This is a genomic window from Nonomuraea sp. NPDC049480, from assembly GCF_044465905.1.
In the GTDB taxonomy this organism is placed as follows: domain Bacteria; phylum Actinomycetota; class Actinomycetes; order Streptosporangiales; family Streptosporangiaceae; genus Nonomuraea.
On record NZ_JBITMD010000010.1, the window covers coordinates 210,908 to 221,992 of the forward strand.

12 protein-coding genes are annotated in these 11,085 nt (G+C 70.8%); 4 read left to right on the forward strand and 8 right to left on the reverse strand.

The window, feature by feature from the left end; all coding sequences use genetic code 11:
* The first annotated feature begins 110 nt into the window (after positions 1-110).
* The 4 genes from ACIBX3_RS28550 to ACIBX3_RS28565 all read left to right on the forward strand — a co-directional run bounded on the left by ACIBX3_RS28550 (position 111) and on the right by ACIBX3_RS28565 (position 3,342).
* Positions 111-461: a hypothetical protein gene (locus tag ACIBX3_RS28550; protein WP_397122162.1), complete on the forward strand. Its 351-nt coding sequence runs from the start codon at positions 111-113 to the stop codon at positions 459-461.
* Complete coding sequence (locus tag ACIBX3_RS28555; RefSeq protein WP_397122164.1) at positions 452-1,432, forward strand: hypothetical protein; 981 nt, start codon at positions 452-454, stop codon at positions 1,430-1,432. The genes ACIBX3_RS28550 and ACIBX3_RS28555 overlap by 10 nt, the downstream gene beginning before the upstream one ends.
* Positions 1,433-2,110: a hypothetical protein gene (locus ACIBX3_RS28560; RefSeq protein WP_397122166.1), complete on the forward strand. Its 678-nt coding sequence runs from the start codon at positions 1,433-1,435 to the stop codon at positions 2,108-2,110. It begins immediately after the preceding gene.
* 98 nt (positions 2,111-2,208) lie between these two features.
* Entirely contained in the window at positions 2,209-3,342 is a 1,134-nt protein-coding gene (locus tag ACIBX3_RS28565; RefSeq protein WP_397122168.1) for a monooxygenase, read from the forward strand.
* Here the strand turns inward: ACIBX3_RS28565 and ACIBX3_RS28570 are convergent.
* The 8 genes from ACIBX3_RS28570 to ACIBX3_RS28605 form a co-directional block, all read right to left on the reverse strand.
* A complete protein-coding gene (locus ACIBX3_RS28570) occupies positions 3,339-4,760 on the reverse strand; it encodes a pyridoxal phosphate-dependent decarboxylase family protein (RefSeq protein WP_397122170.1) in 1,422 nt (473 codons plus the stop codon). The two genes, ACIBX3_RS28565 and ACIBX3_RS28570, sit on opposite strands and share 4 nt — an antisense overlap.
* 174 nt (positions 4,761-4,934) lie before the next feature.
* Positions 4,935-6,113: an ABC transporter permease gene (locus tag ACIBX3_RS28575; protein ID WP_397122172.1), complete on the reverse strand. Its 1,179-nt coding sequence runs from the start codon at positions 6,111-6,113 to the stop codon at positions 4,935-4,937.
* The gene (locus tag ACIBX3_RS28580; RefSeq protein WP_397122174.1) at positions 6,113-6,856 is read right to left on the reverse strand and encodes an ABC transporter ATP-binding protein; all 744 of its coding nucleotides are present in this window, start codon (positions 6,854-6,856) and stop codon (positions 6,113-6,115) included. Before ACIBX3_RS28580 ends, ACIBX3_RS28575 begins: the two co-directional genes overlap by 1 nt.
* Positions 6,849-8,582 carry a peptidoglycan-binding protein gene (locus ACIBX3_RS28585; RefSeq protein WP_397122176.1) on the reverse strand — a complete coding sequence of 578 codons (1,734 nt, stop codon included), beginning with the start codon at positions 8,580-8,582 and terminating at the stop codon, positions 6,849-6,851. Before ACIBX3_RS28585 ends, ACIBX3_RS28580 begins: the two co-directional genes overlap by 8 nt.
* 9 nt (positions 8,583-8,591) lie before the next feature.
* Positions 8,592-9,473, reverse strand: a complete 882-nt coding sequence (locus ACIBX3_RS28590) for a hypothetical protein (protein WP_397122178.1) — start codon at positions 9,471-9,473, stop codon at positions 8,592-8,594.
* Between the two features lie 8 nt (positions 9,474-9,481).
* Positions 9,482-9,793, reverse strand: a complete 312-nt coding sequence (locus tag ACIBX3_RS28595) for a hypothetical protein (protein ID WP_397122180.1) — start codon at positions 9,791-9,793, stop codon at positions 9,482-9,484.
* Between the two features lie 33 nt (positions 9,794-9,826).
* Complete coding sequence (locus ACIBX3_RS28600) at positions 9,827-10,735, reverse strand: hypothetical protein (protein ID WP_397122182.1); 909 nt, start codon at positions 10,733-10,735, stop codon at positions 9,827-9,829.
* On the reverse strand, positions 10,732-11,055 hold the full coding sequence (locus ACIBX3_RS28605; RefSeq protein WP_397122184.1) for a PadR family transcriptional regulator: 324 nt from the start codon (positions 11,053-11,055) through the stop codon (positions 10,732-10,734). Before ACIBX3_RS28605 ends, ACIBX3_RS28600 begins: the two co-directional genes overlap by 4 nt.
* Positions 11,056-11,085 lie beyond the last annotated feature (30 nt).

Below are 11,085 nucleotides of genomic sequence, written 5' to 3' on the forward strand. Positions count from 1 at the left end.
CTGGCCGCCCAGTTTAGACACATCCTGACTCGATCTTGACGGGGAGATGTGGATCTCATGAATCTTGAATCTTGCTCATTCACTGACATGTCCCGATATGGTCATTGGGCATGACGGGACTTGAGATTGCTCTGGGGGCGGCGGGGCGGAACGCCTCGGACATCAGGACCCTTGGGGAGGACTACGACGCCGCGCTCCAGCGGCTCAAGGAGCGCGCGAACGGCGCCGCGGCGTGGGGCGACGACGGACTGTTCGGCGTGATCACCGCCACGTACGCCGAATGCACCCATTGGGGACTCGCCGCCCTCACCGGGGTGTCATCGGAGATCACCGGCACCGGCGAAGGACTGGACGCCGTCGGCAGGAACACACAGGCCGCCGAGGACGCGAACATCTACAACGTCGGAAACAGCACAAACGTCGGAAACAGCACAAACGTCGGAAACAGCACATGGGTCTGATGCTTCCGCCGGAGGTGGCGGGGTTCGTGCAGATGCTCGGCGTCCCCTGGCCGAACATCGACGAGGACGAGATCAAGAAGGACGCCGCCGCCTGGCGTACCGTGTCGGCCGGTTCCGAGCGCGCGGGCGCGGAGGCCGACACGACGGTCCGCAGAACGCAGGTCACGTACCGCGGCGATTCCGCCACGGTCCTGGCCGACCGCTGGAACGCCACCGGGAACGGCGGCGGCCACATCTCCCAGGCGTCCACCGCGGCGAGAGTGGTGCCCGTGGCCCTCGACGGCACGGCATCCGTGGTGACTGCGGCGAAGGTGGTCGTGGGCACCCAGGCGGCCAGCGCGATGGTCAGCGTCGCCCAACTGCTGGCGTTCGGGGGTGCGGTCGGCGTGACGGCCGCGACCGCCCGCATGCTCCTCGCCCGCCAGGCCGCAGCGAGGGGCCTGCGCGAGGCCGGCGAGGGCACGGCCCGGCAGCTGGCTCCGTTACTCGGCAAGCGGGCCACGTCCGTCTGGAGCCGCATTTTCGGCGACCTACGCGGACTGGGCCGCCCGGGCGGCACCCCGGCGCTGGCCGGCGCCGGCGGCCCCACCATCGGTCCGAGGGCGATGACCGGCCCTCGCCACGTGCGCGACTACATCGCCACCATGGGCCGCAACAACAACAATGCGCGAAGAGGCAGCAACAACCGTCGTGGCGGAGGCCGCCGCGGCGGAGGCAGCGGGGGCGGAGGCCAGGTCCGCCGGGACTCGTCAGGAAAAGTCCACGGTGACCTTCCCCGCGACACCAGGGGCATGACCAAAGAGCAGGCGGAGCAGACCCAGCGGGAGCTGATGAAGAGCATCAGCAGAAGGGAGACGGAGCAGAGGGTGCTCGGCGAGGAGGCCGGGCACAGGACCCGGATACAAATGGAGAGGGAAGCCCTCAGGAGGGTCCAAGAGGACATGCAGCGGAGATGGGGGGGACAACAGTAGATGCAAACGCAAGCAGGCGATGACCTGATAGAGCGCATCCGCACGCATTCGGCCGACGACACCGTGGTGGGTCCGGCGGCCAACGACCTGCTGAGCGAGCTGTTCGCGGGATACCCCGTCGAGAACCTCCAAAGGCTCCTGCGCAGCGGCGACGACGCGGCCGTGGGGACGGGCACCTGGCTGCTGTCAGAGCTGGGAGAGCGCGCCGCCCCGCTGCTGGACGAGGTCCCGGCGCTGCTCGCCCACCCGCTCCGCCGCGTGCGGTACTTCGCGATCGAGGTCGTGCTGTTGAGCACCGACGCCGCGCACGGGCCTGTCATCGCCCAGGTCATGAATCTGAGCCGGGATCCCGAGCGGGCCATCCGTGGGAAGGTTCTCGAGTTCCTGGCCGAGGCCGCGGACGACCAGTTGGCGGCCGGGGCGGCAGCCCTGGAGCCCGGCCAGGTCAAGGAACTGGTCGAGTGGTTGATCCGCTTGGACGGCGAGGAGGAGCCCGACCCCCGGGACATCGTCGCCCGGCTCGAGGGACCCGATCCGGTTGCCCGGCTGTTCGCCGCGGCGGCCGCGGCGCACCTGTCCGACGCGGAGGACATGAACCTTCTGCGGCACGCGGCCACCGCCGAGGACGAGGAGATCAGCTCGTTCGCCCGGCGGCAACTCGGGGAACTGGCGGAGTAGAGCGACCAGAGTCGTAGACCTGAGTCATCCCGCGGGACGATCGCCAAACGTCCCTCGGAAGGATGCCCGGCCGCCGTGGTTCGGCCAGGGTTGAAGGTATGAATCGACTCGTTCGGACGGCCGCCTTACTTGTCTCGGTCGTCCTGCTCGCCTCGTGCGGAGCGCAGAGCACCGCCGCCCCGGCCGGTCGTGCCAGCCATTCGGGACACGCCGTCACGTCCACGCCCATGGCGTCCCCGCTGCGGGCCGGCGAACGGTTCGTCAACCTGACGATGGCGGAGCCGTACACGCCGGGCCCGCCCAACGGCGGCACCGACGACTACCGCTGCTTCCTCGTCGATCCCAAGCTGGCGAAGTCGATGTTCCTGACCGGCGCGCAGTTCCAGCCCCAGAACGTCGACCTCGTCCACCACGCGATCTTCTTCAGGCTCGGCCCCCAGCAGGCCGCGCAGGCCCGCAAGCTCGACGCCGACAGCCCCGGACAGGGCTGGACCTGCTTCTCCGACTCGGGCATCGACGAGGCGTCCTGGGTGGCTCACTGGGCCCCGGGCACGAACGAGACGCTCCTCGACCCGAAGTACGGCTACGAGCTCCCGGCGGGCGGCCGGCTCGTCATGCAGGTCCACTACAACCTGCTCGGCGTGGACGGCAAGCCGGGCACCGACCGCTCGGGGATCCGGCTCCGGCTCACCGAGCAGCCACTCACGCCGCTGCTCACCGCGCAGTTCCCCGGGCCGGTCGAGCTGCCCTGCACGCCGAAGGAGTCCGGTCCGCTGTGCGACCGCGACGCCGCCGTGAAGGACGTCGGCAAGAGGTTCGGCAAGGACGTCCAGGAGAGCTCCACCGAGCTGGCCGAGTTCTGCGGCCCGGTCAAGCCGGGACCGACGCAGCACTGCGACCTGCCCGTCCAGGGCCCCGCCGTTGTCCACGCCACGGCCGGTCACATGCACCTGCTCGGGCGCTCCATCAAGATGGAGCTGAACCCCGGGACACCGAAGGCCCGCACGATCCTGGACGTGCCCAACTACAACTTCGACGACCAGTCGCTCCGCGTGCTTCCCGCGCCCGTCCAGGTCAAGAAGGGCGACGTGGTACGGGTGACCTGCACGCACGACGCCGGCCTGCGGGCCCAGTTGCCGCAACTGCGGAAGCTGCCGCCTCGGTACGTGGTGTGGGGCGACGGCACCAGTGACGAGATGTGCCTGGGCCTGGCCATCATCTCGGCCGCCTAGCGGGCGTAGAGGACCGACAGGAACCGCACGAGCACCGCCTCCCTGCTCGCCGCCGGCAACGCGTCCAGCACCGCGTTCACCACCGCCATCTCCGGCTGACCGGCCCCCGGCCGGAGGTCCACCCCCACGGAGGCGGCCAGCTCGGCGAAGGTCGCGTCGTCGAGCGCCTCCAGGTCCATGCCCGCCACCAGCTCGACCAGCCCTTCGGGCAGCACGACCGGGCCGCGTCCGACGGCCGCCGCGGCCGACTCGGCGATCACCTTCAGCATGGCGTCGACTCCGGCCAGCGTCACCCCGGTGACCGTGATGTGCAGGTTGGCCGGGATGCCGGCGTACGACAGCTGCGGCTGAAGGAACCAGCCCCGCCCCCTTGCCTCGTCCGCCAGCACGAACACGTCGACCCCCTCCCCGCCGAACGCCACCAGCGACGACTCGGGCTCCCCGAGCACTCGCAGCCCGGGGATCGCCGCGATGCCCTCGCGCAGCCGCCGCGTCGCCTCCAGCGTGGCGCGGCCCAGCTCCAGGTAGCCCTCCCGGCCGAGCGCCTGCAGGGTGGCCCAGGCGCCGCCGAGCGGGCCCGCCGACCTGGAGCTCTGCACAGTCGCGTTGATGATCGTGTACCCCGGCCAGGCCGCCGAGGCGAAGTACGCCTTACGCCGCATCGCGGGATCCGCGAAGAGCACGACCGAGGCGCCCTTGGGGGCGTACCCGAACTTGTGCAGGTCGCAGGAGATCGACGTGACGCCCGGCACCGACAGGTCGAACGGCGGGATCGCCGCGCCCGCCGCGCGCAGCCACGGCAGCAGCCACCCGCCGACGCACGCGTCCACGTGGCACGGCACGCCCGCCGCCGCGGCCACGGCGGCGACCTCCTCGATCGGGTCGATCACGCCCTGCGGGTAGGAGGGCGCCGAGGCGACGACGAGGATCGTGTTCTCGTCGACGGCCGCCTCGACGTCCCGCGCCCGCACCCGGTACGTCTCCAGGTCCACCGGCACGGCGACGACCTCGACGCCCAGGTAGTGCGCGGCCTTGTGGAAGGCGGGGTGGGCGGTGACCGGGACCACCACGTTCGGGCTGCCGCGCCCGGCCAGGTCGCGGGCGGCCTTCACGGTCAGCATGATCGACTCGGTGCCGCCGCTGGTGAAGATCCCGTGCCCGCCTCCGAGCACGTCGGCCACCGCCCCGACCACCTGGCGTTCCATCTCCACCACACTCGGGAACGCGGTCGGGTCGAGACAGTTGACCTCCAGCATCTCGAAGTACGCCCGCGCCGCCGCGTCGTTGACCTCGGCCCGTCCGGTGTCGTACACGTAGGCGGTCACCTGCCCGCCGCGCACCGGTAAGTCGTGCTCCTTCATCCCGGCCACCTCGGCCAGCAGGTCTTCGGGCGTGCGTCCGGTCGGGGGCAGATTCACTCGGACTCCTTCGTGACACGAGGCGGCGAACGACCGAACATAATTCCGCCGCACGCTCCCGGTCAATGCTCTCGGTCCGGCGCCCAGAGCCAGGACGAGCACCGGCAGGAGCACGAATCACCGGATCCATGCCCCTGGACGCGTCACGGCGGACGCGTCACGGCGCCGAACGGATCATCTGAGCGCGTCCACGGGCTCCATCCTGGCCGCCCGCAGCGCCGGATAGAGCCCGGCCAGCAACCCGACCACGGCTCCCGCGACGGGCGCGGCCACCGCCAGTCGCACGTCCAGGAGCGGCGTCCACTGCTTGGCCGCGGACACGGCGACGACCGTCACCACGCCCAGACTGGCGCCGATCACACCGCCGGTCAGCCCGATCAGCGTGGACTCCAGCAGGAACTGGGCGGCGATGTGCCGCCGGGCCGCGCCGAGCGAGCGGCGCAGGCCGATCTCGGCGACCCGCTCCATCACGGTGACGAGCGTGACGTTCGCGATGCCGACCGCGCCGACGACGAGCGAGACCAGGCCGAGGATCAGGAACAGCGCGTTGACGTCGTCCTGCGCCTCGTCGCGGGCCCTGGTGGGGCTGGGCGGTGCGACGACCTGCAGCATGTCGCCGTTCTCCGGGCTGAGCGCGGCCGGGGCCTGGCCCGCGATCAGGCCGGCGGCGCCCAGACTGGTGTTGACCAGCACCCGGGTCACGTCGCGCAGTCCGAACTGACGGCCCACGGTGGGCGGCACCATCACGGCGGTGCTCAGATTGCGCTCGCGACGCAGGTCCCCGAGGATGCCGATCACGGTGTACGCGTGCTTCCCGATGAAGATCGCCGGTGCCCGGTCGAGACTGGTGACGCCGAGCATTTCGGCCGCCTGGTCGCCCAGCACGGCCACCCGGTCACGCCGCTGGATGTGCCCGGCGTCGTAGAACCTGCCCCGCACCATCCGGCCGCGCGCCGCCTCGGGCAGCCCGGTGGTCGCGGCCAGCACGGTCAGGGTCTGTGCGGTGACCCTGGTCGGGTCCACGATGTCGGTGGAGCGTACGGACAGGTTCGTACTGTCCTTCGAGTCGGCCACGGCGGCGGCCGACTCGACGCCGCGCAGCCTGGTCAGCCGGTCGATCGCGTCCCATCGCACCAGCGGCACGTGCTCCGCCTCCGGCACCTCCACCGTGATGGCGGTGGCCACCAGCGCGTCGAAGCGGCCGACGATCTGGTTGCCCGCCGTGGCCGACACGCCCAGCGTGACGACCAGCGTGGTGATGCCGAGCACGGTGCCGAGCGTGGTGAGCGCCGCGCGCACGGGTCTGGCGAGCATGCCGGCGAGCGCCTCGCCGACCAGGTCGCGGAGGTGCATCACTCCTCCACCAGCACGCCGTCGGTGATCCGGACCCGCCGCTCGGCCCGCTCACTGACCTCGTGCTCGTGTGTGATGACCACGATCGTCAGCCCGTGCGCCCGCAACTCGTCGAACAGGTCGAGCACCGCCTCGGTGTTGCGGCTGTCGAGGTTGCCGGTGGGCTCGTCGCACAGCAGCAGGGAAGGTCCCCCCATGAGGGCCCTGGCGATGGCCGTGCGCTGGCGTTCGCCCCCGGACAGGCGGCCGGGCGAGAAGCCCGTCCTGTGCCCGAGCCCGACGCGGTCCAGCGCCGCCAGGGCCCTCTCCCGCCTGCCCCCGCGCGCCTGCCCGGCTGTGCTGATGGTCGCAGCCGCTTCGGAGCTCGTTGGCTGCGCTCTCTCCCTCCGAGCTCCTCTGCTCCGGTATATTTCGGCGAGCATCACGTTCTCCACGACGCTTCGGTGGGAGAGCAGGTGGAAGGACTGGAAGACGAAGCCGATCCGCTCGCCGCGCAGCCTGGTCCTGGCCCCGTCGCGCAGGGTGGTCGTCTCGGTGCCGTCCAGGCGGTAGCTGCCCGAGCTGGGCCGGTCCAGAAGCCCGAGCACGTTCAGGAGTGTGGACTTGCCGGAGCCCGACGGGCCGGCGATCGCCAGGTAGTCGCCCCTGTCGACGCGGAGCGTCACGCCGTCGAGCGCGCGGACCGGGGGCTGCGCGGGGAACTCCCTGCGGACGTCCGTCAACGAGATCACCGGCTCAGGCATCACTCACCACCACCCGGTCACCTTCCTTGAGCGCGCCTGTGACCTCGATGTTCCCGTCGGCGGCCAGGCCTGTGCGCACCTCGACGTCCCTGGTCTTGTCCTGGGCGTACTCGATCCGGACGCGCGTCTTGCCGTCCGCCGAGGTGATCACGGCGGCTAAGGGGACGACCAGCACCGGCTCCTCGGTCGCGCCGATCGTGATCCGCGCCGTCACCGCTGTTCCCGCCTTGAGTCCTTTCATCGCGGCCGGCGTGAGCAGGACCGGCTGCGAGCCGTCCGTGGATTGCTGAGCACCGGGCATCTTGGCCTTGTCGCCGACGGCGGTGAGCGTCGCCGGGTGCGTCTTGCCCGTGTCGAGCTCGATCTCCGCCTTCATGCCTGCCCGCAGCAGCTCAGACTCGGCCGCCTCGACCGATCCCGTCACCATGAAGACGGAGCTGGTCACGGTCGCGACCTCGTCCTCGATGCGCTGCCCCGCCTTCACTTCGCTCTTGTGTACCCGGGCCGGGAGCTTCGGCAGGAACACCACCTCGCCGGGCGGGACGGAGGTTCCATACGTGCGCGCGAACTCGGCCAGCATCTCCTTGGCCGCCGCCACGTCCTTCCCGGCGTTGGCGACCTTGAGCCGGGTCGGGGAGAGTTGCCTGGCCTGGCGCAGCCCCTGCTCGGCCGTGGCCAGTGTCTCCCCGGCGGTGCGCACGGTTTTCCGCAGCTCCTCCAGCTTCGTCTTGCGGGCCTGCTCGGCCTCCTCCAGGATCCGGCCGCGGGCCTCGTGGGCGGCCGCCAGATCCGCCTCGGCGTTGGCCACCCGCATCTCCAGCAGCTCCGTGTCGGCGGCCGGGGCGGAGGTGGGCTGCGGCGTGGCGGTGGCTCCCGGAGTGCTCGACGGGGCGCTGGTGGGCTGGTTCCTGGCCGTGGCGAGCGCCTGCTCGGCCTCCGCCAGCTTCTCCTGAGCCGCCCGCACCGCCGCGTCGGCCGCCGCCAGCTTCGTCTCGTCCTCGGGCGTCAGCCGCCGCGATTCCGCCTGCTCCAGCGCCCTCTTCGCCGCCGCCAGGTCGGCCTTGGCGTTGCGCACCTTGAGCTTCAGCGGGAACACGTCACGCCCCTGGTCGAGTACCTTTCTCTCGGTCGCGAGCGTCTCCTGCGCCGTCTGCACGGCCTTGCGCAGTGTGTCGTACGCCTGCCGGTCGGTCAGCGTCGGCTCTTGGGCCTCGTAGCCTTTCGCCTCGTACATTCTGGTGACGGCGGCGATCGTGGGCCGGTCGAACGTTCCGGAGCGTGAACCGCCGTACCCGAGCCTGCGCAGCGCGCGCTGCAGCTGCTCGACGTCGTCGCCCTTGGTGCCGGGCGCGATCGTGCGGTGCATCGGCACCGGGCCGCGCAGGGCGAACACCGGGCGGCCGTTGACCTCCATCAGCACGGCGCCTTCCCTGATCCTGCCCTGCCGCGGGGCGCGGGTGGCCCGCTGCAGCTCGGACGTGCCGCCGACGGCGCCGGCCAGGCTGATGGGCAGCGGCGAGCCGTACTCCAGCGTCCCGCTGAGCACGACGGTGCTGACGAGCTTGCGCCGCTCGACGGCGGCGGTGACGAGCGAGGGCTTCGGCGCGGCGCGCCGGGCCGCCTCGTCCGCGGGGGAGCGCAACCGGGTGCTCAGCGCCCAACCGGCACCGGCGATGATCACGACGCCGGCGAGGATGACGGTGAGGAGCCTGCGTGGGGACTTCACGGGCCGCCGTCACATGCCGAACTGTTCGCTGATCTGCTGCGTGATCGCCGACTGCTTCGGTATGAAGACCGGATAGAAGTCCTTGCCGCAGTCCACATCGTCGAGCGCGGCCTTGATCTCCTTGTTGAGGTACGGCCTGGCCTGGTCGGCAGTCAGCGTCGGCGCGTAGTACATCGGGAGCTCGCCCTCCTTCACCGGAGGAGCGACGTCGGGCACGTCGTCGCGTTGCTCGCGGCCCAGTTTGTCCTCCTGGTCGCGGAACACCGTCTGGCCGCGGTCGGACATGGCGTCAGGCGCGGTGTCGGTGACGGCGTAGCCCTTGCCTTTCAGGCACGTGGCCATGTCGGCGGCCAGCTCCATCAGCTGGGGGTCACCGTTGACCGCGTTCTTGATCGCTCGGTTGACGGCCACGCCGTGCGCCTTGTAGAGGTCCATCTCCGACTTCACCTTCAGGCCGAGCACCTGATCGGCCGCCGTGGCCGAGCAGGTGTCCATCGCCTTTCTGTAGGCCTGCATCTGGGCCTTGGAGAGCCCGGACTGGATCTTCCAGTTGGGGTCGATCTCGGGGTTGTCGGGCCTGACGGCCGGGTTGCCCATCTCCTTGGGGTAGACGTGCATGGCGAACACGCCGTACCCGTATTTTTCGCGGTATTTCCGCATTGCCTGGTAGTCGCCGGCAGCGCGGCGGCGCTCCTCCTCGCTCTCCGCGGGCTTCGGCGGCACGTAGGCGACGTATTTGAAGCCCTTTTGCTTCATGCAGTCGGACTTGGCCGCTTCAAGCTGGTGCCTCTTGTCCTGGGCCGCGGTGGGCGAGGCCGGAGCCGCGCTCTCGGCGGCGCCCCCGCAGCCGGAGAGCGCGGCCAGCGCCGTGGCGACCAGGAAGATCCGCATGGACGTCATCAGAGTGGCCCTCTCCCGAACATCTGTGAGACCCGCTCGCTGATCTCCCTGTTCTTCGGCTCGTAAGCGGCGTAGAAGTCTTTGCCGCACTCCAGATCGTCCAGGGCCGCCTTGATCTCTCTGTTCGCATGCTGCCTGGCGGTGGCGGGTGGGAGGTGCGGCGCGGCGACGCCGGACTGGAGGCGCTGCGGCTGGTCGGCCCTGTTGTCCCCGGTCGGTTCAGGCGCGGATCGGGTCTCCGTCGTGGAGGCACAACCTGCCGTCCCGGCGAGACAGAGCGCGGCCAGACCCGGAGGGAGTCTTGTCGGCATGCCCCCGAACATACTACGTTTAACGAAGCATGGTCAATCCAGGCAGTGCCGCCGACGGTGGAAGGGCGCGAAGGCGGTCGCCGCGACCAGCAGGACCAGCACGCCCCAGTACGCCAGGTGCTGCCTGGTCAGGTTTTCGGCGTGCATGACGAACGGACCGGAAGCCACAGCCAGGTAGACGCCCGACGCGAGCGCCCACCGGTGGTCGCGTGCCAGATAGGCGCTCGCCGTGGCCAGTCCGAACGCCGCCGCCTCCACGGCCATCCTGCTCAGGCTGAGCGGGAACCCGCGCTCCTCGGCCATCCACGCGGGACCGGCCCACGCGGCCGCCAGGGCTGCCGCCACCCACCACCACGACCGGGTCCTGAGCGCTTGACGACGGGAGGCGAGCACCAGCAGGCCGATCAGGGTCACCGCGTAACCGGCCGCCACCGCGAACGGGTCGCTGTCCGCGAACAGCGCCTGTCCGCTCAGCCACGACGGGTAGACCGGCAGGAGAGTGACGTCGAACGGCTGCTCACCGCTCGCGATCGCGAGCGCCTTGACGCCGGTGACGAAGGTGAGGGGGACCGCCGCGACCACCCGTCCGCGCAGGACGGCCAGCAGCGCGAGCGCCGACAGCAGCGTCCACACCGGCAGCGTGCCCGCGTACGGCAACAGGGCCGCGAGATGCGCCGCCGCCACCGCCGTGACGGCCAGGTGCAGGCCGTCCGCCCACGCACTGCCCGTCGCCTGGTGGATGATGCGGCTGCGCACGCCGCCCACGAGCAGGCCCCACGTCTCCTTGAGCGGCGGGACCTTCCGTCCTGCCGCATCGGCCAGCAGGACGTCGAGGAGCTCGTCACCGTGCGCCGCGCGGTAGTGCGGTGGGTAGGCCAGCAACAACCTGCGGTAGCGCCGCTCCAGTGCGGATGGGGCGGCATCCGGTGTGACGGCCGTCATGAGCCGGCCGGTCGCAGGACGAGCGAGGCGGCCGCCTGCATGCGCCGGGCCTCGGCCTCGACCAGCGTCTGGCCCTCGTCGGTGATCCTGAAGTAGCGGCGGTTACGGCCGTTGACCACCTCCTCGCGGTCCACGGCGATCACTCCGCGCTCGTTCAGGCGCTCCAGGATGCCGTACAGGGTGCCGACCGACGGCTGGACCCGGCCCCCCGACAGCTCCTTGATCGCCTTGCTGATCGCGTGCCCGTGCAGCGGTCCCGCGCGCAGGGCGGCGAGCACGAAGAACATCGGCTCGCTGACTTCTGACGTTCCCCTCGGCATGAGGCCGACAGTATTCCGTTGAACGAAGCG

Bases quoted from the DNA above. Each gene is read 5' to 3' on its own strand.
- ACIBX3_RS28550 (WP_397122162.1), top strand. From the start codon at position 111: ATGACGGGACTTGAGATTGCTCTGGGGGCGGCGGGGCGGAACGCCTCG.
- ACIBX3_RS28555 (WP_397122164.1), top strand. From the start codon at position 452: ATGGGTCTGATGCTTCCGCCGGAGGTGGCGGGGTTCGTGCAGATGCTC.
- ACIBX3_RS28560 (WP_397122166.1), top strand. From the start codon at position 1,433: ATGCAAACGCAAGCAGGCGATGACCTGATAGAGCGCATCCGCACGCAT.
- ACIBX3_RS28565 (WP_397122168.1), top strand. From the start codon at position 2,209: ATGAATCGACTCGTTCGGACGGCCGCCTTACTTGTCTCGGTCGTCCTG.
- ACIBX3_RS28575 (WP_397122172.1), bottom strand. From the start codon at position 6,113: ATGCACCTCCGCGACCTGGTCGGCGAGGCGCTCGCCGGCATGCTCGCC.
- ACIBX3_RS28580 (WP_397122174.1), bottom strand. From the start codon at position 6,856: ATGCCTGAGCCGGTGATCTCGTTGACGGACGTCCGCAGGGAGTTCCCC.
- ACIBX3_RS28590 (WP_397122178.1), bottom strand. From the start codon at position 9,473: ATGCGGATCTTCCTGGTCGCCACGGCGCTGGCCGCGCTCTCCGGCTGC.
- ACIBX3_RS28595 (WP_397122180.1), bottom strand. From the start codon at position 9,793: ATGCCGACAAGACTCCCTCCGGGTCTGGCCGCGCTCTGTCTCGCCGGG.
- ACIBX3_RS28600 (WP_397122182.1), bottom strand. From the start codon at position 10,735: ATGACGGCCGTCACACCGGATGCCGCCCCATCCGCACTGGAGCGGCGC.
- ACIBX3_RS28605 (WP_397122184.1), bottom strand. From the start codon at position 11,055: ATGCCGAGGGGAACGTCAGAAGTCAGCGAGCCGATGTTCTTCGTGCTC.